Origin of the sequence: Daejeonella rubra (genome assembly GCF_900103545.1) — a bacterium.
Classification (GTDB): domain Bacteria; phylum Bacteroidota; class Bacteroidia; order Sphingobacteriales; family Sphingobacteriaceae; genus Daejeonella; species Daejeonella rubra.
This window is the reverse complement of sequence record NZ_FNHH01000010.1, coordinates 53,102-77,703: the sequence shown is the minus strand read 5'-3', so window position 1 is coordinate 77,703 and position 24,602 is coordinate 53,102. Positions and strand designations below refer to the sequence as shown.

Here is a 24,602-nt window from a genome sequence, read left to right as displayed (position 1 = left end):
AACCGATAGTAGTTAATTGTAATTGAAAGGGATTAAAATGAAAAAACCGTCCTGGATTGCGCCCCAGAACGGAATAATTAGTCAGATTAATCCATGCATGAAATTCCGTGAGCACGAAATTTTAATTAATTAACCAAAACAAATTTTAAAAATGTAAAAGTATGAAAAATGTTTTACTTAGTGAATGCAGTGACAGCTGCATAAACAATTTTAGGAATTTTCCTAAAAAGAGACTCTCAAATACAGTCTCCAAACAAATGTTACGAATTATGAAGCTAACTACCATTTTCATTTTAGTAGCCATAATGCAGGTAAGCGCTAATGGCTACTCTCAAAATGTTACGTTAAATGAAACGAATTCTAACCTGGACAAAGTTTTCACGGAGATTCGAAAACAAACGGGTTATGACTTCCTTTATAATACCAGGCTGCTGAGAAATACAGTTCCTGTAACTGTAAAGGCAAAGAATTCTTCATTGGAGGAAGTTTTGGAACAGGTTTTCAAAAACCAGCCATTAACTTATACCATTACAGAGAATACTATTATTCTGAAAAGAAGAGATGAGCGTTTAATGGAGCAGGTTTCTAAATTTTCATTTGCTAACTCAAGCCGTGATGTAACAAATATTAGTTCTGCACAAACATCAGGTCTTGTATCAAACTTTAACATCGAGCAACAAAGAGTTGACATTCGTGGTAAAGTTATTGATGCAACCGGTGAAGCTTTAATTGGTGTGAGTGTTCGTGTTAAGGGTTCTGAAACAGGAGCGTCAACAGATGTAAACGGAAGCTTTTCTCTTAGTGCTCCTGAAAATGCAATTCTTGTATTTACATACATTGGTTATGTAACACAGGAAGTTGCTGTAAATGGAAGAACCAGTGTGAATGTTACCATGGTTGAAGACCGTCAGGCTTTAAGTGAGGTTGTTGTAACTGCATTCGGTGTGACTAAAGCAAAAAGAGGATTGGGTTATGGTGTACAGGAAATTCCTGGCGAATCATTAACTGAATCACGTCAGAACAACATTGCTAATTCCCTTACGGGTAAAATAGCCGGTGTTGATGCAACTCAGGCAAATTCAGGAGCAGGTGGTTCCAGCCGTGTGATCATTCGTGGTAATACGTCATTAAATGGTAACCAGCAGCCACTTTATGTTGTGGATGGTATGCCTATTAATAATGGTAATCGTGGTCCGGCTACTAGTTCATCCGGTTTTAACGCTGACCGTGGTGATGGTATCTCAAGTATGAACCCGGATGATATCGCAACTATTTCAGTTTTGAAAGGTGGTGCTGCGGCTGCTCTTTATGGTAGCCAGGCTGCAAATGGTGTAATCCTGATCACTACCAAGAAAGGATCTGCTCAAAAAGGTGTTGGGATCGAAGTTACTTCTGATGCTAATTTTGGAAATCCTTCTGTATTCCCTAATTATCAGTATGTGTACGGTCAGGGAAATGATGGTGTTAAACCAGCTACTGCTGCTGCTGCATTAAGTTCAGGCCGTTTGTCATATGGTGCAAAAATGGACGGATCTTTAGTTATGCAGTTTGATGGAGTAATGCGTGCTTATTCTCCATACAATGTAAAAGATAATATTAAAAATTTCTATCAGACAAGTCAGAATATCACGAATACTGTAGCCTTCAATGCGGGTAACCAGAATTTAAGAATGAGATTATCTGTAAGTGATCTGCGTGCAAAAGATCAGCAGCCAAATTCTGATTATAAACGGAAAACTGCTAACCTGAACGTAACAGGTAAAATGGGAAAGAATGATTTCTTAACCATTGAGTCCAGTGTTCAGTATAATCTTGTTGAAGGAACAAACAGACCAAACGTAGGTTATGCTGAGATCAACTCTGCATGGCCGGTTTATTTGGCAGCTAACGTTGTTGATGTACGCAACATGCGTGGTACTGATCCTAACAGACCAGGTATCAATGTAGCTACTGGAAGAGAACTTGACTGGAATCCGGTACCTGCTGCGGTTAACCCGTACTATGCAGCTTATCAGATTGGTAATGAGGATGATCGTCAGCGTTTAATTGGTCGTGCAAGCGTTCAGGCAAACATTTTGCCAAACCTGTTTGTTAAGGGAACTGTTGCAAGAGATTTTAACTACTATACAGAATCTTTTTATGTTCCTGGTACAAACTCTTTTACACCACTTGGTTATTTTCAGTCTGCAGTTGAAAAAACAGATAAAACAAATTTCCAGGGTATCGTTAATTACAATGAAAGATTCTTGACAGATAAGATCGGCTTGAATATACTTGCTGGTGTGCAGAGCGAAAGAGACTTTAATAAAAGTAATACAGCTAACGGAAGCCAGTGGGTTGTTCCTAATTTTTACAGTATTTCAAATCTTGTTAATAGAGATCTTGCAAATTCTGTACAAGCAACTCTTGGTCCAAATCCAATAGGTAATAGTGGAACAAACTCTGTTTTTGGAGAAGCTAATATTGATTACAAAAATTTATTTTACTTAACCGTTACAGGTCGCCAGGATTGGTTCTCTGTGTTAAATCCAGGATTTAACTCAATCTTCTATCCATCTGTAGGTGCAAGTTTTATCATTTCTGAGGTAGTTAAAATGCCTAAGTTCATTGACTATGCGAAATTACGTTCATCATGGGCTGAAGTTGGTAGTGCTACAGTAAACGCAGGTAGTATTAACCAAACATATAATGTTAGTACAGTGAATGCTTATGGTCTTCCTACACTAACTAACCCGAATACACTGAATAACCCAAATATTCGCCCGGTAACTGTAGAAACAATTGAAGGTGGTTTTGAGGTGCAGATGTTAAATAACCGCATTGGTTTGGATGTGAACTACTATTCAAGAAAAACCAGAAATGATATTCTTTCTCCTCCAATTTCCGGAGCTACCGGCTTTGCTGCAGGTAGAAGAAATCTTGGATTGGTTACCAACAAAGGCTGGGAGATTAGCTTGACTGGTACACCAGTAAAGCTAGATGATTTCTCATGGGATGTGAACTATAACTTTGGTTATAACCAGAGTAAAATCGTTGAATTAGCTCCTGGAATTGATATCTTATCATTAGGTTCAGGTATTGGTGGTCCTCAAATGATCAACGCTGTTGGTTTGCCCTATTCAACAGTAAGAGCCAACGTAATGAAATTAGATGCCAATGGTAACAAAGTTTATAATACTGCTACCGGGTATGAAGTTCAGGAACTACGTGATCTTGGAGTAGGTAATCCTCCTTACCTGATGGGATTAGGTAATAATTTCCGTTACAAACGCTTTAGTTTAACGATCGATATCGATTCTAAATTTGGAGCTGTTGGTTACAGTAACTTAATTCAATATGCAACACGTTTCGGACTTACACCACAAACTCTTCCAGGTAGAGAGGGAGGTTTAACTGTTAGTGGTGTTAGTGCTGCAGGTGCTCCATACACTAAAGTATGGAACGTTGTAGACCTTGATACGTACTACAATAACTTTGGAAATGCATACCCTGGTATGTGGGTTTATAAAACTGATTTTATCAAATTACGTCGTGCAGTATTAAAGTATAACCTTCCTGTTAGTACGCTTAAATTCATGAAAGTTCAGTCAGCATCAATCGGAATTACCGGATTGAATCTGGCCATCCTGTATCAGGATAAGAAAATTAAAGAAGCTGGTATAGATCCTGAAATGCAGGAAACAGTGGGTAATGCTCAGGGAAGTCAGGGCGTTTCAATGCCTAGAACCAGAAATATTGGCTTTAACCTGAATTTAAGATTCTAATATTTAAATCTAAGAACATGAAAAAGACATTCTTTAAATTGATATATGCGGCCGGAGCTGTTCTTTTGGTTACCACTATGCAATCGTGTAATACCGAAAAGCTAACCGACCTGAATAAGAATCCAGACGCTATTGAATACGTAATTCCGGAATATTCCTTTACTGCTGCTGTTTTAGCAAGTGGTCCGGGTGAAAATTACCGTGCATTAGGCCAGGGATTGCAGTATTTTTCTTCTTACAAAGAAGTTCCTGCGACAGGTGATAAATTTTATAATTTCAATGGAACCGCAGGGTCCTTTGGAGTGTACACTGGTCAATGGAATCGTTTGTTACAATTAGCAAAGGAGATTCCTGGTGCAGAAAACGTGAACAAACGTGCTGCAGTTGAAATTCTTAGAATTTTAGCTTTCCATCAGCAAACAGATGTGATGGGAGATATGCCGTATGCAGATGCCATGAAAGGTTTGGATAACTTAAAACCAAAGTATGATACTCAAAAAAGTATCTATACTGCTATGCTTACAGAGCTTGAAACTGCTTTGAAATCTATGGATGCTACGAAACCGAATGTATTTGGTAGTGCTGATCCATATTTTAAAGGAGATGTAGCTAAATGGAAAAAGTTCGGTTATACACTGATGCTTCGTCTGGGAATGCGCTTATCCGATGTTGAGCCAGCCACTGCAAAAGCTTGGGTTGAAAAGGCTGTAGCAGGTGGAGTAATGACTGCATTTGCAGACATTGCTTACCTGAAGTATGCAAATGTTACAGGTCAAATGAATCCAAGAGTTAATGGATACATTGCCGGTGACTTTACAAGTCCAGGTGGTGATAACGTAGAAGGAAGTAAATGGTCTGGTAAATTCATTGATCATCTTAAAAATACAAATGATCCGCGTTTACCTGTAATTTCAGTTGTATGGGTTCCTTCAGGAGGAACATATACTGCGAATAATACTCCTTCTGCTCAACGCGGAATGGTGAATGGAAGTATCAATACCAGACCAAGTGATTTTGATTCTTATTCAGAACCATCTCTTCTTTACATCGACAGAGGTTCACCGATCATTACCATGGGTCCTGCAGAAGCATACCTGCTTATCGCAGAGGCTGCAGCAAGAGGATGGAGTGTTGGAACAACTGCACTGGCTGCTTATGATAATGGTGTTCGTGCTGCAATGGCTCAATGGGCTTTATGGCCAAGTGTTGCTCCTCATTCAGGTGTGATCACTACTTCACAGGTTGATGCTTATCTTCTTGCAAATCCATATCCTGTAATTGGTACTTTTGCTCAGCAATTAGAGACCATCTCAACTCAGAAATGGATTTCATTACTTGGTGATGATTATGAAGTATACTCTAACTGGCGCCGTACAAAATACCCTGTATTTAACTATGCTAACTGGACGAATACTTCTGGTCAGAAAGTTTCATATCCTGGTAACGTAACTGCAGGTAAAATGTGGAGAAGATTCTCTTTACCTATTGCTGAACGTAACGTAAATCCTGATAACTACTATGAGGCTATTAAACGTCAGAATTATTCTGAAGAACAGATAGACTTATTACAAGGAAGAATGTGGTGGGATGTTGGTCCTGGCACCGGTCAAAGTAACTAATATGCTATAATACTGATCTTGATATGAAAAACTTATGTCATTCAGTATATTAGAGTTATAAACAATAAGAGGAGATTTTATATCTCCTCTTATTGTTTTATTCAATAAACAAAATAATTAACAATACTATGAAACGTAGAGATCTTATTAAATACCTTTCTGTAGCTCCTATTGCAGGTGCAGCTATCGGAACAGGTGTTCCTTTTCAAGCATTAGCAGGAACTGCAACTGCAGCGGCTAAACGTGACGTGATTAAAGAGCTGGGTTTGCGAACTTTTATAAATGCAGCGGGTACCTACACAACGATGACTGCTTCTTTAATGCATGATGAAGTTGTGGATACCATCCAATCAGCTTCAAATCATTTTGTTATGATTAACGAAGTTCAGGATAAAGTGGGAGAGAAAATTGCAGCAATGTGTCATGCAGAAGCTGCTATGGTAACTGCAGGTTGCTGGTCAGCACTTGTTTTAGGAACAGCAGGCGTTTTAACCCGCATGGACAGAAAAAAAGTAGCCCTTCTTCCAAATCTTTCAAGCTTTGAAAAGACAGAAGTTATTGTTCAAAAATCGCATAATGTGGGGTATGTTCATGCATTAACCAACACGGGTATAGTACCTGTGGAAGTTGAGACTGCTGAGGAAATGGAAAGAGCGATCACAAGCAAAACTGCGATGATGTGGTTCCTGAACTCAAGCGGACCAATGGGCAAGATTAAACACGAAGAGTTTATTGCAATTGGTAAAAAACACAATATTCCAACCATGATCGATATGGCTGCTGATGTGCCGCCGGTTGAGAACCTATGGAAATATAATGATCTTGGTTTTGACCTTGTTTGTGTATCTGGTGGAAAAGCTATTTGTGGTCCGCAAAGTGCCGGTATCCTGATGGGTAAAAAAGACCTTATAGCTGCAGCACGTTTGAGCGCACCACCAAACGGTGGGAATTTGGGTCGCGGTATGAAAGTTAACAAGGAAGAAGTTCTGGGAATGTATGTGGCATTGGAAAAATATATCAATACCGATCATGCTGCTGAATGGAAAATGTGGGAAGACAGAGTTGCCACTATTGTGAATGCTGCAAGTAAAGTTAACGGAGTAAGTACTGAGGTTTTTGTTCCTCCTGTTGCTAATCATACTCCAGCGATAAAAATTTCATGGGATCAGTCTAAAGTGAAGATCACTCCAAGAGAATTGCTAAAGAACCTTCAGAATGGCAGTCCTTCGGTAGAAGTTATGACAGGACCGGATGCAATTAATATCACCGTATTTATGTTGAAAAAAGGTGAAGATAAAATTGTTGCAAAACGGGTTCAGGAAGAACTTGCTAAAGCAGCGGTATCTTAAGAATTATCTTAATAAAAAACATAACAGAATTAATTCCCGCAGTCGAGGGAATTAATTCTGTTTTTACCTATTACAAAAATCAGAATTTCAAATGAGAAGAATATCCTATCTGCTTCTTTCAGGATTAATTATGCTGACTCAGTTTGCTCAGGCTCAAACAAAGACTTACAGTATACTGATAAAGGGCGGGCATGTAATAGATGCCAGGAACAACATTAATGAAATTATGGATGTGGCCATCCAAAGCGGTAAAATTGCCGCAGTTGCTAAAAATATTGATGCTTCCCTTGCATCACAAATAGTAGATGCTAAAGGAATGTATGTTACCCCCGGATTAATTGATCTGCATGCACATCTTTTTGCCGGAACAGATGACCGCGGACTGAGTGGAGGTTTTTCTGCCTTAGCACCTGATCCTTATACCTTGCGTGCAGGTGTAACCACTGTGGTTGATTGTGGTGGAGCCGGCTGGGCTTCATTTGATAAGTTTAAGTCTACGATCATTGATAAATCCCGTACAAGAGTGCTATCCTTTCTAAACATCGTTGGAGATGGTATGAGAGGCGATCCTTATGAGCAGGATATAAGTGATATGGATGCTAAAAAAACTGCTGAAAAGGCCCTGGCGAATAAGGATATTGTTGTGGGATTCAAGCTTGCTCACTTTGCCGCTGCAAGCTGGGTTCCTGTTGAAAAGGTAGTAGCTGCTGGTAAACTTGCTGATATGCCTGTAATTATTGATTTTGGAGCAGGAAAATTACCAATTGAAGATTTGTTCTTTAAGTACCTCAGGCCAGGAGATATTTTCACTCATGTGTATACTGAACTTGAAATTAGAGACCCTGTTGTAGATCTCAAAACCAGGAAGTTACGTCCCTTCTTAATTCCTGCACAAAAGCGTGGAATCATCTTTGATGTTGGTTTTGGAGGTGGAAGTTTCAACTTCAATCAGGCTATTCCTGCTATTAAGGCAGGTTTTTTACCAAATACCATGGGAACCGACCTTCATACAGGGAGTATGAACGGTGCAATGAAAGATCAGTTGAACGTTCTTTCTATATTTCTTTCTATGGGCATGGATATTCCTTCAGTTATATCTCGAAGTACCTGGGCTCCGGCACAGGCTATTAAACGTGAGGAACTTGGCCACCTTTCTGTCGGCGCTGGCGCTGATGTGGCTATTTTGAGTGTACGTGATGGTAAATTCGGGTTCAGAGATATCGCAGGAAATAGAAACGAAGGTAAACAGAAATTCGAATGCGAAATGACTCTCCGTGCCGGAAGAATAGTTTATGATCTCAATGCTATAGCCAGCAATCCTGAAAAAAGCAGATAATTATGTTATTCATAAATAACCATCTGATGGTTATTATTAAAGGTTTTTAGAAAAAAAGCGATGAGAAAAATCTCAATATTATTTTTATCTCTGCTATTCCTGTTATTTGCCGAAGTAAAGGCACAGGGAACAGCTCCAATGTACAACACCATCATTAAAGGTGGTAGGGTGATCGATGCAAAAAACAATATTAATGACATCCTCGATGTTGCCATAAAAAATGGCAAAATCGCTAAAGTGGGAAAAAATATTGATCCTGCACTTGGAGAGCAGATAGTAAATGCAGCTGGAATGTATGTCACTCCTGGTCTGATCGATATTCATGCCCATGTTTTCTGGGGCGTGCAACCTGATCACTATTTGAGCAATGGAAATGTGGGTGTTACAGCAGATGGATTTAGCTTTCGTTCCGGTGTAACCACTCTTGTAGATTGTGGTGGAGCAGGTTATAAATCATTTGATCTGTTCAAGAAGAATGTAATTGATAAATCAAGGGCCAGGGTCTTATCCTTTCTGAATATCGTTGGAGAAGGAATGAGGGGTGGAGATTATGAACAGGATGTGAGTGATATGGATGTAAAGCTTGCTGCAAAAGCTGCAATTGACAATAAGGAACATGTTGTAGGGTTTAAACTCGCACACTTTACCAATGCTGATTGGGCTCCTGTTGAAAGGATCGTAGCAGCAGGTAAACTTGCTGATATGCCTGTAGTTATTGATTTTGGTGGTGGAAAGTTACCAATTGAAGATTTGTTCTTTAAATACCTCAGGCCAGGGGATATTTACACGCACGTGTTTACTGAGCTTGAAAGAAGAGATCCGATTGTTGATCTTCAAACCAGACAACTCAGGCCTTTTGTTATCCCTGCGCAAAAAAGAGGAATTATTTTTGACGTAGGATTTGGTGGTGGTAGCTTTAACTTCAATCAGGCAATCCCAGCGATAAAAGCAGGTTTCCTTCCGGATCTGATGGGTACAGACCTTCACACAGGTAGTATGAATGGTGCAATGAAGGATCAATTGAATGTTTTATCTATTCATATGGCTATGGGCATGGATATTCCTTCAGTAATTGCTCGTAGTACATGGACTCCTGCAAAGGCTATAAAACGCCAGGAACTTGGTCATCTCTCTGAAGGTGCGATAGCTGATATTGCAATTATTAGTGTTCGTCAGGGTAAATTTGGCTTCAGAGATATTGCAGGAAACAGACAAGAGGGAACCCAGAAGTTAGAGTGTGAAATGACACTTAAAGATGGCAAGGTTATGTATGATCTGAATGCCATCGCTCAAACCAATACTAAAAAATAATTATTTATTGACGCCTCATATTTATCAGATATTTGATAAATATGGAGTATTTTTTATTGTTTCATCAATACTTAGAGCATGTGTTGCGTAATTGCAGAATATGCTCTGTTTTTAGTTTGAGAATGCCTTTAGGTGTGTTTAATGAAATATTTATACTTGGTGTTTGACTCTGCCTCTATGACTTTAACACAAACTAAGCTATATGATTATTTATTTGCAGCTTTATATAAGCAGATCATGAATTTGTCTAAACTTAATTTGAAGTTTTTTACTTTTTTCCTTCTTCTATTCAACTCTTTTAGCCCACTTTCTTCCTATTCACAAAAAAGGCCTAATATTCTCCTGATAATGACTGATGATCAGGGGATTGGTGATGTAGGACTCCATAATAATGATATCCTGAAAACTCCTAATATGGATGCTATTGCAAATCAGGGAGCGGAGCTGAGACAGTTTATTGTGAATTTTAATTGTTCTCCAACAAGAGCCAGCATGCTCACAGGACGCGATAATTACAGAACTGGTGTTGTAGGTGTTACAGAGACCTCGCATCTCATGAAATCAACTGAAATAACCATCGCAAAAGTTCTTTCTGATGCTGGATATCGTACCGGAATTTTCGGGAAATGGCACCTTGGCGACTCTTATCCGATGAGGCCTTCCGATAAGGGCTTTCAGGAAACTCTGATTCATAAAGGCGGAGGAATTGGTCAGGCTTCTGATCCACCTGGAAACTCTTATTTTAACCCAATTTTAGAGCATAATAATGTCAAAAAGGTTTTTGAAGGATATTGTGATGATATTTTTGCAGATTCAACTATTAGCTTTATTGATAAAAATAAAGACAAGCCATTTTTTGCTTTTTACGCTACCAATCTTCCTCATTTCCCTTTAACAGTTAGTGATAAATGGGCAGATCCATACCGAAAAATGGGCCTTCATGAACTTAATGCGCGTACCTATGGGATGATCGCCAATGTGGATGCTAATATTGGTCGTTTGCTGGCTAAACTGAAAGAATTAAACATAGAGGATAATACGATCGTGATCTTTATGTCTGATAATGGTCCAAGAACCAAAAGGACAAAAAACGACATGTATCCGGATCGTTATGTGATGAATCTGCGCGGGACTAAAACCAGTGTTTATGAAAATGGAATACGGGCTCCCTTCTTTATAAAATGGCCTGGAAAGATACCTCAGGGTGTGAAATATACTAATTTGGCTGCACATATCGATGTAATGCCAACTTTACTGGAAGCATGTAATGTCCCTGTGCCTAAAGCTTTGAAATTGGATGGAATATCATTGATGCCACTTTTAAGTGGTAAAGTGAAAATGCTTCCGGAACGTGAAATTTTCATACAGGGCCATGCAGGTTCTGAACCATTTAAATACTTTCATTTTACGGTTCGCGGAAAGCGATATAAACTCATTTCTCCGAATGATGATCCCTATGGAAATATTACACGGCCTGGCTCAGGAGAGGCTGAAATGAAAAGACTCTTTGCTTCCCTTGAGCTATACGATATTGAAAAAGATCCCAGTGAAATTGATAATATAGCCAAACAGCATCCTGATATTGTTAAAAGCATGCTCTCCCGATATGAAACCTGGTTTGACCAGGCAATGAAAGATCGTGGGAATGACTGGCCGCAGAGAATACATATCGGGACTAATTTTCAGCCCAATGTTCAATTATCGCGGTTTGACTGGGGTGGACAGGGTTCAATAGGTGAACAGACCAGAAGAATTGGATACTGGGAGGTGTTTAGCAGTCCCGGTAAATATAGGGTAAGCCTGCGTTATCAAAAAGTTGCAAAATCCGGTTTCGCATATTTGAAATATCGCGGAATAGAAAAGAAGGTCTCTTTATCAGTGGGTGATACTGTTACTGTTTTTGATGGGATAGAATTACCTGAAGGTCCGGGTAGATTTGAAGCCTTTATCAAATCAGATGCGCAGGAGACAGGGGTGCAGTTTGTGGATGTGGAACGAATAAATTAATTTATGTTTATAATTATATTTTATGCAAAGAAGACGATTTCTTGAATCTGCATTTCTCGGTTCGGCAGCCATGATCATTGGTTTTCCAAATCTGTATGCACAGGCAGCATCCAATATTAAGATTACCAAAATTCGATATTATGCTGCTCCTGGGTATAATAAACCGCTTTTTAATCAGGCTCGCGGTATTGTTGAAATCGAAACCAATACTGGTATAATCGGAATTGGTGAAGGTGGCTCAAAAGATATGATCGAGCAATGTGCTCAAATGATGATCGGTGAAGATCCTTTTCGTATCGAACATATCTGGCAATATCTTTACCGTGGCATGTTTTATCCTCCCGGAAGAGAGAAACTGCATGCACTGGGCGCACTTGAGATGGCTCTATGGGACATTAAGGGTAAAGCCTTAAATGTTCCTGTATACGAGCTTTTGGGTGGCTCCACAAGAGAATTTGTGGAATGTTACGCAACAGGTTTCAGGCCATCAAAAGCGAAAACAGAGGAAGAAAGGGCAACCGATTGTCTAAAGGCAGGGTTTAGGTCATATAGGATCGGACCAACCGGTGGTAATGGTGATCAGCCTTTCGATTTCTTTGAAAATGCCGACAAAACTATAGCTTTCAGTAAGAGAATTGATCAGGCAGTAGGAGGAAAGGGCAATTGGGCAATCGATCTTCATACCCGGTTTGATACTCCTGAAGCAGTTAAGATATGTTCAGCTCTGGAAGAATTAAGTCCGTATTTTGTAGAAGATGCAATTCGGTCTGAAAATCCAGGCGTTTACAAAACATTCAGGCAAGCAACCAAGGTACCTCTTGCAGTAGGAGAACAATTTGGCGATCGCTGGGATATTAATGAACTTATTGAGCAACATCTGATCGATTATTCCAGGGTTACATTGCCAAATAGTGGTGGAATTGTAGAATTAAAGAAAATAGCTGCATTATGTGAAACTCATTATATCGGGATGCTTCCACACTTCACCGGACCATTATCCACAGCTGCATTAGTACATGTTCTTGGTTCAAGCAGCCCTTCAAGAGTGATGATTGAAATAGCTGGAGGAGAGGTAGAAAAGCCAGCATATTTCAACGATGATTATGTGAAATTCTCAAATGGAAAATTGTATTTAAATCCGGAGCCTGGTTTAGGTGTTAAATTCGATCCTAAGAAGGCAAATTTCATCATGGAGATAACAGAAAAGACTAAGTTTCCACATCCTGTTTTGAAAAGCCCTGATGGAGCAATTCATAACTGGTAATATTTAAAATATTCATTTATTTACCATGTTCATGTGATAATTTCCTTAAATAATCACATTTTTAGAAATCCGGAATTGTTTTAAATTCAGGTGCTTTTCAAGAGCTAAATTTTAATTAAAAACATCAGAAATTGAGAACCAGATCAATACTATTATCCGCACTTTTCCTGACTTCCAGCTTTACATTTTTATTTTCAGGATGTAAATCAATTAAAACCGATGTGCTTTCAATCTCAGGCGACAAAGATGCTTCTGCAATTGCAGAATTTATCAGTGATCCTGAAGATTCCAGACTAAAAGACCGGAAATTTGAGCAGGTGCCTGCAGTTGGAGCAACTGCCGATGGAAAGCAGGTTTTTGTGGCCTGGTATTCTGGTGGAGCTGCGGCGGGTCCGGGTAATTATGTGACTTTATCTGTAAGTCAGGATTCAGGTAATACCTGGTTGAATGATCAACTTGTAGTTTATCCAACTGATCAGTCCTACCGCTTGTTTGATCCCGCAATCTGGAGAGATAATAATGGGAAAGTGCATTTGTTCTACGGAAGTGCTAAAAATAGTTTGATTTGGGATGGTTTTGGCGGTGTCAATTCTGTAGAAATTAAATGGGATGGTAAGAAAATCGCTAATTCCAAACCTATTCGTATAAGTGATGGGGTAATGAGTAATAAACCTGTTTATTTGCCTTCAAAAAACATAGCTCTTTTCCCAGTTTACATCGATAAGCCGCTTCCGGGAACCAAATCTGAAAAAGCATTCCCTCAGAACGGTGTATTCATTTATTCCAAAGATTTTTCCAAATCACCAAACAAACTTCAACTTAGTCCTTATGCCTCCATTCAAATTGATGAAGAACTAAGGATTCATGATGAACCACAGGTAGTTGAAATTTCTGAAATGGGTGAATCTCTGGCAATGCTGAGAACCATTAAAGGAATCTATTATACAAAAAGTAATGACTTTGGTAAAACATGGTCACAATTACAGCCCTTTACAGCTTCAGGCCCAACTACCTCCAGTAGATTTTATTTGGGTAAACTTTCTTCTGGTAATTTATTGCTGGTAAGTAATAATAGCACCACACGTAATAAAATGACTGCTTTTCTTTCAAAAGATGGAGGAAAAACCTGGCCTCATAAATTATTGCTTGATTCACGCGAAAATGTGTCTTATCCTGATGCTGATCAGACAAATGATGGCAATATTCATGTTGTTTTTGATCGTGAAAGAACCGGTGCCCGGGATATTTTGTATTGCAGATTCACAGAGAATGATATTCTGAATGGCAATTCATCAGCTGTGTTTAAAAATAGAGTCAATAAGAAATAATTTGAATTGAGAATTGATAGTTTGATGGATAAATATATTTTATGCTGTGATTGGGGCACTACTTCATTCAGATTAAGGCTTGTTGAAAGAAAAGATTATAGGGTTTTGGCCGAACTCCTTTCTAAAGATGGTGTTGCAGGTACATTCAGAGCCTGGAAAGAACAGAATGAGCTTAAACGCTTTGATTTTTATGCAGCAATCTTAAAAGGCAGCATCGGGGAATTGGCAAAAAAGTCATCGTTTTCTCTGGATAATATTCCTGTCATTGTATCCGGAATGGCTTCTTCCTCAATAGGAATGGAAGAAATTCCATATGCAGAACTTCCCTTTGACAGTAAGGGAAGCCAGGCCTCAGTTAGGAGCTTTAAGGATTTTAATGGTGCCAAAAGCCCATTGGTCCTGGTTTCAGGTGTGAAAAGTCATGAAGATGTGATGCGTGGTGAAGAAGCTCAATTAATTGGTCTGCTCAAACTAAATGAGATTACTATTCATGGTTCAGAAGAAATAATTTTTGTTTTCCCGGGTACCCATTCCAAGCATATTGTTGTTAAGGATGGTTTTGTGACTGATTTTCAGACATTTATGACTGGTGAGATCTATAATATTCTGTGCGAGCACAGTATTTTAAAGGACTCTGTCTTAGGCGGCTCTGGCGCTGGTTTGAAAGATCAGGTAGATATTAATGCCTTTTTAAAAGGAGTGGAGGTTTCGGGGACTTCCTCACTTTTACATAGCTTATTTACAGTCCGTACCGGGCAGTTATTTGGGCAGTTCTCAAAAGAACAGAATTCCTTTTACCTAAGCGGCTTATTGATCGGTTCGGAACTCAGACAGCTAAAAGATGGAAATTATGACCGTTTAGTTATCTGCAGCGGAAAACATCTTTATGATCATTATAAGCTTGCAGCCGAAGCTATTTCCCTGAAATTCAATACAACCTATATTCAGCCTGATCTAATAGATAAAGCGACAATCGCAGGACAGGTTCAAATTTTCAATGCATTACAAACTGCCTCCTATGAATAATCAAGAGTTTTCCTGGAACGGATTTGCAAAAGTCCCCATTGTTGGAATTATCAGAAATTTAAGCTTTGAAGTAATCGAAAAAATTCTTCCTGTTTACCTTTCTGCAGGCCTCACAACAATTGAAATTACTATGAATACTCCTTCTGCGGAGGATATAATACGTTTTGCCGCTGATAAATATAAAGGCCAGCTAAATGTCGGTGCCGGCACGGTTTGTAATACGGATGATCTGGAGCAGGCTATCCGGGCTGGCTCACAGTTTATAGTTACACCGATCCTGGATGCAGATGTAGTACGTACTTGTGTCAGTAAAAATATACCAGTATTCCCCGGGGCATACACACCTACAGAGATCTATCAGGCATGGAAACTGGGAGCAAGCATGGTTAAGGTTTATCCGGCTACAAGCCTCGGACCAGAATACATAAGGGACGTAAAAGCGCCTTTAAACAAGATAAAACTAATGCCTACAGGCGGAATAAATCTTGATAATATTCAAACATTTATTAAAGCTGGAGCTGATGGGCTAGGTATTGGAAGTCAGCTTTTTGATAAAACACTCATAAAAGATGAAAACTGGGAAGGTCTGGAATTACATTTCAAGCAATACGTGTCAAAACTTAATTCATAACTCATAAAACGAATTTCATAAGCATAAGCAAAATGACATCTCCAAAAGGAAAAAATTATCGCTGGTTAATAGTAACCCTATTATTTCTGGGTACAGTAATTAATTACCTGGATCGGCAGATCATAGGTTTATTGAAACCGACGCTTGAATTGGAATTCAATTGGACAGAAACTGATTTTGGGAGAATCATGTCTGCGTTTTCATTTGCCTATGCGATTGGATTATTGGTATCGGGCAGGTTTATCGATAAAGTAGGAACAAAGCTTGGTTATAGTGTGGCCGTAGTGGTTTGGAGCCTCGCAGGTATGGGGCATGCGCTAGCAAAATCAGTTACCGGGTTCGGCATCGCAAGATTATCATTGGGAATAGGAGAGGCAGGAAATTTTCCTGCAGCCATGAAGGCTGTTTCGGAATGGTTTCCAAAAAAGGAAAGAGCGCTTGCTACAGGTATTTTCAACTCAGGAACCGCCATAGGGGTGGTGGTAGCACTCATCATAGTTCCAATAATCATGCAGAATTATGGCTGGCATGAGGTTTTTTGGATTACCGGCGCCATGGGCTTTGTATGGCTGATCTTTTGGCTTTGGCTTTATGAAATCCCATCAAAGCAAAAGAGGCTGAGTGCAGAAGAACTTGCATATATTGAAAGTGATAAAGATGATATTTCTGACCAGGTTCAGAGCACAACCAAAATTTCATGGGCCAAATTATTTACTTTCCCTCAAACATGGGCTTTTGTAACAGGTAAATTCTTGATTGATCCAATTTTTTGGTTTTTTCTTTTCTGGTTGCCTTCTTATTTTTCTTCAACTTTTAACCTGGATCTTAAAGTTATCAGTCCTGAGTTGATGCTCATCTATGGTGCAACTACAATTGGAAGTATTGCTGGAGGATATTTTTCCTCTCAGCTGATCAATAGAGGCTGGCCTACATTAAAAGCAAGAAAGGGAGTTTTACTACTGTTTGCAATTCTTGAACTTGGAATAATGATCGCTATTGCTCAGTTTGTAACAGATAAGTGGGTTGCAGTCGGCTTGATCAGTCTTGCAGTTGCCGTTCATCAGGCCTGGGCGACTAATATCTTTACAATGGCTTCAGATATGTTCCCTAAAGAAGTAGTGAGCTCTGTTGTTGGAATTGGTGGAATGACAGGAGCAATAGGAGGGATACTGTTCCCGATATTTGTAGGTTATTTGTTAGATGTTTATAAGGCAGCGGATAACCTGACAGGAGGTTATAACTTAATATTCACTATTTGTGGCGTTACTTACCTCGTAGCCTGGATCATTATACATCTGTTAACCAGAAGATCTCAAAAAGTTGTAGTAAATTAATAATTGAATATATTTTTAACGAATAGAATTATGAAAATATTAGTTCAAAGCCAGTTAAAACAAGTTTTGATAGCTTGTGTATTTTTTATTGCTCCATGCTTTTTGCCATCTGCAAACGCTCAGCTTTACAATTTCACAGAAGAACAGATGAAGAGTTTTACTGAGAAAAATCCTTATGGCAGGTTCCCCGGTGGCCGGCCTATGATCCCGGCGGCTGTTTTGGATACAATACGTAAAATGGATATTCAGGTTGTAGAAGCAATTGGCTCAATACCAAGGGAATATGCAAATCAATATGAAGATGGCTGGAAATCGATTATTCCAGGAAAGAAACTGGTAGGGCGTGCATTTACTGTACAGTTTATGCCTTCTCGTCCCGACCTTGTTGCAGGAATGCAAAGCGAGGCTGATAAAAATAATTTTACCGGACTTAACAACAGGACTACTATTGATATGCTTCAAAAGGATGATCTGGTGATTGTCGATCTTTATGGCAAAGTTCAGGGTGGGACCTATGTTGGAGATAAACTTTCTTACTATATCTGGAAAACTACTGGAACGGGTTTGATCGTTGATGGGGGGATCTATTTAACTGAGAATATTGCTCAAAGCGGTATGCAGGCTTTTTACCGTGGCACCTATCCCGGTGCCTTAAGTAATGCAACTGTATCTGGCATAAATGTTCCTATCCGGATCGGAAAAGCTGTTATCATGCCTGGAGATCTGGTAATAGGTGATCAGGATGGTATACTTGCCATTCCACCCCAATTTGTTCCTAACCTAATAGCTAATGTAACCAAAGATCGCCGCCGTGATGTGTGGATGAAAAAAGCGTTCGACCTGGGTAAATATAAATCCAGTGATATTTATGGACGTCCCAGGGACCCAAAATTATTGAAGCAGTTTGAAGATTATCTAAAAACCGGTGATTCCAAATTGTTGCCTAAATAGCTTATTTATAAATGATTAATGATCGTTTAATAAAGCTTTAGTGTAAATAAACCATGAAATTTTTTAATTTAACTTTCTGCATTCTATTCATCATTTCTGCAGGATTACAGTATAATGATCCTGATCCCTATTTGTGGATACCTATTTATTTGATTGGTGCTGCAATTTCTTTTCAAGCTTTTAAGGGTAAGTATTACCCGAAGTTTACCCTTTTAATTGCAGGATTATTTTTCATTTATTGTATTTACTTATTCTTTGATAAGTTTGGTGTTTTGACCTGGCTAAATGATCATAATGCTGAGAATATTGCTGGAAGCATGAAAGCATCTGAGCCATGGATTGAAGAAACCAGAGAGTTCTTTGGACTGCTCATCCTGATCACTGTATTGACGCTGAATTATTTCAAGTCAAGAAGAATTTCTAAATAATCAGACCTGGATATGACTTTGTTATTCAATTTCAAAAGAAAATTAATCTTCCTATTGATCATATTATTTTTTATATCGCTTTCCAACGTTTTTGCACAAAGAAAAAGTCTGGTACTAGAACCTCTTATGCAAGTTCCAAAACAATACACAGCTCTAAAAACCATGCAGCCAATGACCATTGATGGTGATGACAATGAGGCAGCATGGAACAAAGCCCCCTGGTCAGATAATTTCGTCGATATCGAAGGAGATCCTTCCAAAAGATCATCTCAGTCAACACGGTTTAAATTACTTTGGGATAATGATTACCTGTATGTATTTGCCCGCTTTGAGGAAGAGCATATATGGGCTAATCTAAAAGATCACGATCTACCCATATTTCAGGATAATGCCTTTGAGATCTTTATAGACCCTGAAGGTGATACCCAAAATTATGTAGAATTTCAGATAAACGCATTTTCTACGGTTTGGGACCTGTTACTTACCAAAGCACCAAGAAGCGGGGGAGCCAGTATTACTGATTGGGATATTAAGGGATTGAAAAAAGCTGTTTCTATTAATGGAACATTAAACAATCCGAACGACATAGACAAATTTTGGAATATTGAACTTGCAATTCCTCATAAAACTTTCAGATTTGGTGGAGCTAATTCAATGCCAAAGGCAGGAAACATCTGGAAAATGAATCTGACAAGGGTTCAACGAACTGTTGAAATTAAAGATGGAAAATATATTAAAAAAATAAATGCCAATGGCAGACCTTTAAATCCTGAATACACTTGCTGGTCGCCACAGGGAATTCTCAATTTTCATTATCCTGAAAGATGGGGATACGTCAGGTTCGCCGATGAAATTCCTGACAATTTAAATTTTCTAAACCCTGAATTAGAGGAACTTAAACTTAAGATTTGGAAATACTTCTATCTGCAGCAGGATTTTAAAACCAGAAATGGTAAGTATGCATTGAACATTGAACAGTTAAAAAAGCAATATCCGGATATCTCATTTGAAAATGCTGAAGGGATAAAAATTTCAGCTACAAACAGTCAATTTAACCTTGAATTGGAAAGTTCATTACCTGACTTTTTGATCTCTCTTGATCATGATGGTAAGTTCTTAGTCAAAAGAAATTAATTAGAATATACCTAATTAATAAGGAGTCTTGATCCTTAAATTCCTTTAACACTATTTCAATTCTATTAGATTTTAGCCTATCTGCTAGTACTTTAGCGAAAATTTGGCATAATTGAAAAAATGTCTAATTTAGAGCCACCAATCGTATTTATTTATCTCATCCGTATTTATTTATGCCTTGGCTTATTAATTCAATTATATTATCTAACAAAAAAAGATTCATGATGAAGAAAATTTACAATTTAGTCCTGTTACTGCTATTTTGTCAAACATTTGTGTTTGCACAGAATGTCAGCGTAACTGGAAAGGTTACCGACTCTGAAAATTTGCCGCTTCCTGCTGTAAGCATTAAGGTAAGTGGTTCAACTCAGGGTACAAGTACTGACAACAATGGTAATTTTACCATTTCAGTACCATCTAATGCAAGTCTTGTATTTACTTACATAGGCTTCGCTTCTCAGACAATTGCAGTTCAGGGTCGTACCACTCTGAATGTAAAACTTGCAACTGATTCTAAAATGCTCGAAGGTGTAGTTGTTACAGCATTGGGTATTGAACGTTCTTCAAAAAGTTTATCTTATGCAACTACTAACGTATCTGCAGAAGATTTAAACCAGGTTAAAGGAGCAAACGTTTTGAACTCTTTGGCTGGTAAAGCTGCCGGAGTATTTGTTACTCAGGGATCAGGTGGCCCGGGTTCATCTCCAAGGATCGTTCTTCGTGGTAACAAATCTATCAGTGGTGGTAACAGTCCATTATATGTTGTAGATGGTGTTCCTGTTGGTGGATTCTCAGATTTCAACTCTGAAGATATCGAAAGTCTGCAAATATTACAAGGTGCTTCTGCTGCTGCATTATATGGTAGCCAGGCTGCTAACGGTGTAATTTTGATTACAACCCAAAAAGGTAAATTAGGAAAAACATCTGTTAATTTTGCTTCAACTGCAACATACGATAGTCCTTTTGTTTTACCTGAATTACAGACTTCTTATGGTCAGGGTTTAGGTGGAGTAGCTCGTACAGGTATCAATGATAGCTGGGGACCTAAGATCACTACAGGTAATGATTCTCACATAAAAGAATTTTTCCAAACAGGAGAAAACTATTTGAATAGTTTATCGCTGAGCAGCGGAAACGAAACTCAAAGAGTTTATCTTTCATATGCTAATACCAATTCAAAAGCAATGATCCCTGGTTACAAGTACGGAAGAAATAACGTTACTTTAAGAGGAAGCTCAAAAGCGTTCAACAATAAGTTATCCCTTGATGGTGGAATTAATTATATAGGTACTCAAACTAAAAATCAGAATGGTTCATCATGGACGAATAGTCCAATGTTTGGTCTGTATTTATTCCCAATGGGTGATAATATGGATAAATATAGCCCGAATGGTGGTGGTGTTTGGAATGCAACCCGTGGTTTTTTTGTTCAAAACTGGCCTTACATGAAAAATGAGCACAGTTCAAATCAAAATCCTTACTGGATCATTAATAAGATTCAGAACGATTCTTTCAGAAACCGTACTAACATGAATGGTTCTGCAAAAATTGATATTACTGATTGGTTAAATGTTGCAGGTAGAACTACTTTCAACAATTATTCATCAGATAGTGATAGCCGTCAGGGAGCTTCTTCAGATCCAATCAATACAGGTGCTAATGGTGGTTACCAAAAATCTGTCAGCAGTGGTTCAGAACTTTATACTGATGTATTGTTAAGTGCTAACAAAGCATTATCTGACAATATTAAAGTAAATGCAGTAGCAGGTTTCAGTAATACAATTACTAAATCTGATGCTACTTATAATGGAACTAATGGTGCTTCTAATTCACTTTATTATGCGGATTATTTCTCATTGCAGGGTTTAACCGGAAACTTCGTTTCAACTTCAAGTAAAACAAAGAGAATTGATCGTGCTGTTTTCGGAACTGCTTCATTTGGTTATAAAGAAACTTTATTCTTTGATGTAACCGGAAGAAATGAGTGGTCTTCAACCACTGAAACTCCATTCTTTTACCCTTCAGCTGGTTTAGCGTATGTGCTAACCAATACAATAGGAGCAACAGATGCTATCTCTTTTGCAAAATTAAGAGCAACTTATGCTGAAGTGGGTAACGCTTTACCGTTTGGAGCTGCTGCAAGAAATTCTAATTATGGTGTTGGTCCTGATGAGAGTGTTTCTGGTAGAGGTACATTGCCATTCTTTAGTGGTACTGATACGATCACTTTGAAGCCTGAGCGTTCAAAATCATATGAATTTGGAGCTGATGTAAGATTCTTTAAAGATAAATTGAATCTGAGTGTTACTTATTACAATGCAACTACTGAAGATCAGGTATTCACTATTACTGCTCCAACAGGTGCTGGTGCATCAAGTTTCTACATCAATGGTGGAACAATTCAAAATAAAGGTATTGAAGCTTCATTAAGCTATAATGCTTCTTTTGGTAAATTAAAATGGACTCCTTCTGTTAATTTCTCAAGAAATACCAACAGAATAAAAGAGTTAAGTACCTTATTAACTACTGACCGTTTTGTTTTGAACAGTGGTAACAGGTTAACTAATCTATTCCTTCTTCGTCCGGGAAGTGCCTTACTTCAGGGCCGTAAATATGGTGCATACCATGATTTGTTTGGAAAAACTTATCTTTATGATGCAAATGGAGTTCAGCAGTTCAATGCAACTACAGGTCTTCCTTTATTATCTACAACAGATGATCAGTATATTGGTAATGCTAACCCGGATTTCCTTTTGAATTTAAATAACCAGTTTACTTATAAGAATTTCAATGTGTCATTCTTAGTAGATGGTCGTTTTGGTGGTCTGGTATCATCTTCAACTGAACAATGGTTAGATTACAAAGGTCTTTCAAAAAGAAGTGGTGAAGCTCGTGATGCTGGTGGTGTTAACTTAAATGGTAAAGTGATCAGTCCGGAACTTTATTATGGATATATTTCAGCAAAAGCTGATTACGGTGCAGCTGGTTTAGAATATACTTATAGTTCAACAAACATTCGTTTAAGAGAGCTTGCAATTGGTTATACTTTACCTAAATTCAGCAATACATTTAAAAATGTAAATCTTTCTCTGGTTGGAAGAAATGTTTTGTTCTTCTACAAGAAAGCACCATTTGATCCTGAATTAGCTTTAGGTACAGGTAATGGTAACCAGGGTTTTGAATCTTTCCAGATTCCATCAGCAACTTCAGTTGGTCTGACATTAAGAGCTGGATTTTAATATAACTTTTATATAAAAATATGAAAATGAAATATTTCAATAATAACAATTACAAACTCTTGTGCATAGGCTTGCTTGCTCTGGCTGCTCCTTCATGTACCAAAGATTTTGAAGGATTAAATGTCAACACGGGAAACATTTCTGATGCTGATCTTGCAAAGGATGGTGCAGAAGCAGCATTCCTTCTTCCTATCATGATGAATAATATCGTGGCTACAAGTACAGGTCATCAAACTCAACAGAACCTTCAGGCAGAATCGTATGCCAATTACCTTGAGGCTCCGAGTAACTTTATTGGTAATGTGAATCCAACTACCTATGTAACCAGAGGTATTTGGCCTAACTCATACAATGTTTCTACCAATAACGTAATGAACAACTGGTTGACAATGTCTAAAAAAGGATATGATACAAAATATCCTGATTTATATGCAATTGCTCTTATTATGAAGGCAGCTGCTGCTCAGCGTTTAGTTGATACCTTTGGTCCCTATCCATATACTAAATATGGTAATACAGCAGAACCTAAGTTTGATTCACCTGCAGAGGCTTATGCTGCTATTTTTGTAGATCTTGATAAGGCAGTAGTAGCTTTACTTGCTGCTGAAGCTGCTGATAAGAATGCTGACGTTGCACGTTTTTCTAAATGGGATAGATCAAGTTTCAAAGGTGAATATACTAAATGGATAAAACTTGCTAACACGATCAGATTACGTATGGCTATGCGTATTTCAGTTGTTGACCCTGCAAAAGGAAAAGTAGAAGCTGAAAAAGCTGTTGCTGTAGCAAATGGCGGAGTGATGGATGCTGCTTCAGGTTCATTTACTGTTTCTCCTTCTAATGGTGTAAGTCCTTATTTTACTTATACTAATGCATGGTCTGATACTCGTATATCTGCAGCAGTAATTACTTACCTTCAAGGATACGGTGACGGTCGTTTACCTATTTATGCTTTGACAGCTACCGACCCTGCAGTCGCAGGTACTTACAGGGGTATCCGTCCGGGTGTTGACAGACCTTCTAAGACTATCTACGAAAACTATTCTAAATATAATGTTGCTGAAACTTCTCATACAAAAGTTGTTGATGTTGCAGAGAGCTATTTCTTAAGAGCCGAAGGTGTATTGAGAGGATGGAACATGGGTGGTGGTACTGCTAAGCAGTGGTATGAAGATGGAGTCAAAACTTCATTTACTGCAAATGGTGCCGCTGGTGCTGATGCTTACTTACAAAGTACAAGCAAGCAATTAGCTTATGTGGATCCAAAACGTCCGAATAATCAATATGATAGCGCTCCTTTAACTGATAACGTGGTTATGTGGGATGAGGCTGCCAATTTTGAAACTAAATTAGAAAAGGTAATTACTCAAAAATGGATCGCTGTATTTCCTGAAGGTACTGAAGGATGGTCTGAATTCAGAAGAACCGGATATCCTAAATTGTACAATATCATGGCTCCGCAAAATCCAAAATTGCCATTAGGTACATTTATTAAGCGTTTGACTTATCCTACTGCTGTTGCAAGTGCAAGTAAAGCTGCATATGATGCTGCTGTTGCTGCCCATCTTGGTGGAAGAGATGATGAAGATGTTAAGTTCTATTGGATGAAATAATCCGTTGATATTTTCTTTGAAAAAGCATTCCCGCAAGGGAATGCTTTTTTTTTTGCTTTATATTTTGGGGTGATCGGTAATATGTGGCTAATCTTTCTTGTCCATCATTCATTTTTAAAATTTGCTCTCCTATTAATTCAAAAACTATCTAATGCAGAACTGTTTTCCATCTGAGATTTTCAATAAATATGCCTTGACACCAATAATAATTTTGCCTTGTATATAAATTAATACCAATTACATGAATATTCGAAATTTGAACAAAATT

Annotated in this window: 16 protein-coding genes; all 16 read left to right on the top strand. The window is 38.3% G+C overall.

What is annotated here, in order from left to right; all coding sequences use genetic code 11:
• Positions 1–269 precede the first annotated feature (269 nt).
• The 16 genes from BLR27_RS09115 to BLR27_RS09040 all read left to right on the top strand — a co-directional run bounded on the left by BLR27_RS09115 (position 270) and on the right by BLR27_RS09040 (position 24,334).
• Entirely contained in the window at positions 270–3,764 is a 3,495-nt protein-coding gene (locus BLR27_RS09115; RefSeq protein WP_176767655.1) for a SusC/RagA family TonB-linked outer membrane protein, read from the top strand.
• Positions 3,765–3,781: 17 nt separating this feature from the next.
• On the top strand, positions 3,782–5,383 hold the full coding sequence (locus tag BLR27_RS09110) for a SusD/RagB family nutrient-binding outer membrane lipoprotein (protein WP_090704061.1): 1,602 nt from the start codon (positions 3,782–3,784) through the stop codon (positions 5,381–5,383).
• 128 nt (positions 5,384–5,511) lie between these two features.
• Complete coding sequence (locus BLR27_RS09105) at positions 5,512–6,732, top strand: aminotransferase class V-fold PLP-dependent enzyme (protein WP_090704059.1); 1,221 nt, start codon at positions 5,512–5,514, stop codon at positions 6,730–6,732.
• Positions 6,733–6,823: 91 nt separating this feature from the next.
• Entirely contained in the window at positions 6,824–8,068 is a 1,245-nt protein-coding gene (locus BLR27_RS09100; protein ID WP_090704058.1) for an amidohydrolase/deacetylase family metallohydrolase, read from the top strand.
• A gap of 60 nt (positions 8,069–8,128) precedes the next feature.
• The gene (locus BLR27_RS09095; RefSeq protein WP_090704056.1) at positions 8,129–9,379 is read left to right on the top strand and encodes an amidohydrolase/deacetylase family metallohydrolase; all 1,251 of its coding nucleotides are present in this window, start codon (positions 8,129–8,131) and stop codon (positions 9,377–9,379) included.
• Between the two features lie 141 nt (positions 9,380–9,520).
• A complete protein-coding gene (locus BLR27_RS09090) occupies positions 9,521–11,386 on the top strand; it encodes an arylsulfatase (RefSeq protein WP_221406317.1) in 1,866 nt (621 codons plus the stop codon).
• Between the two features lie 22 nt (positions 11,387–11,408).
• On the top strand, positions 11,409–12,650 hold the full coding sequence (locus BLR27_RS09085; protein ID WP_090704054.1) for a mandelate racemase/muconate lactonizing enzyme family protein: 1,242 nt from the start codon (positions 11,409–11,411) through the stop codon (positions 12,648–12,650).
• Positions 12,651–12,781: 131 nt separating this feature from the next.
• The gene (locus tag BLR27_RS09080) at positions 12,782–13,978 is read left to right on the top strand and encodes a sialidase family protein (protein ID WP_090704052.1); all 1,197 of its coding nucleotides are present in this window, start codon (positions 12,782–12,784) and stop codon (positions 13,976–13,978) included.
• Positions 13,979–14,002: 24 nt separating this feature from the next.
• Positions 14,003–15,004 carry a 2-dehydro-3-deoxygalactonokinase gene (locus BLR27_RS09075; protein ID WP_090704051.1) on the top strand — a complete coding sequence of 334 codons (1,002 nt, stop codon included), beginning with the start codon at positions 14,003–14,005 and terminating at the stop codon, positions 15,002–15,004.
• Complete coding sequence (locus tag BLR27_RS09070) at positions 14,997–15,635, top strand: bifunctional 4-hydroxy-2-oxoglutarate aldolase/2-dehydro-3-deoxy-phosphogluconate aldolase (RefSeq protein WP_090704049.1); 639 nt, start codon at positions 14,997–14,999, stop codon at positions 15,633–15,635. Before BLR27_RS09075 ends, BLR27_RS09070 begins: the two co-directional genes overlap by 8 nt.
• Before the next feature lie 32 nt (positions 15,636–15,667).
• Positions 15,668–16,969: an MFS transporter gene (locus tag BLR27_RS09065; protein WP_090704047.1), complete on the top strand. Its 1,302-nt coding sequence runs from the start codon at positions 15,668–15,670 to the stop codon at positions 16,967–16,969.
• Positions 16,970–16,999: 30 nt separating this feature from the next.
• Positions 17,000–17,920, top strand: a complete 921-nt coding sequence (locus BLR27_RS09060; protein ID WP_090704045.1) for an RraA family protein — start codon at positions 17,000–17,002, stop codon at positions 17,918–17,920.
• Between the two features lie 53 nt (positions 17,921–17,973).
• Positions 17,974–18,348: a transmembrane 220 family protein gene (locus tag BLR27_RS09055; RefSeq protein ID WP_090704043.1), complete on the top strand. Its 375-nt coding sequence runs from the start codon at positions 17,974–17,976 to the stop codon at positions 18,346–18,348.
• Positions 18,349–18,474: 126 nt separating this feature from the next.
• Entirely contained in the window at positions 18,475–19,482 is a 1,008-nt protein-coding gene (locus tag BLR27_RS09050; protein ID WP_176767654.1) for a carbohydrate-binding family 9-like protein, read from the top strand.
• 221 nt (positions 19,483–19,703) lie between these two features.
• Positions 19,704–22,721 (top strand): SusC/RagA family TonB-linked outer membrane protein, encoded by a 3,018-nt coding sequence (locus BLR27_RS09045; protein ID WP_176767653.1) that lies wholly within the window; start codon positions 19,704–19,706, stop codon positions 22,719–22,721.
• A 26-nt stretch (positions 22,722–22,747) separates the two neighbouring features.
• Positions 22,748–24,334 carry a SusD/RagB family nutrient-binding outer membrane lipoprotein gene (locus BLR27_RS09040; RefSeq protein WP_176767652.1) on the top strand — a complete coding sequence of 529 codons (1,587 nt, stop codon included), beginning with the start codon at positions 22,748–22,750 and terminating at the stop codon, positions 24,332–24,334.
• Positions 24,335–24,602: the final 268 nt, after the last annotated feature.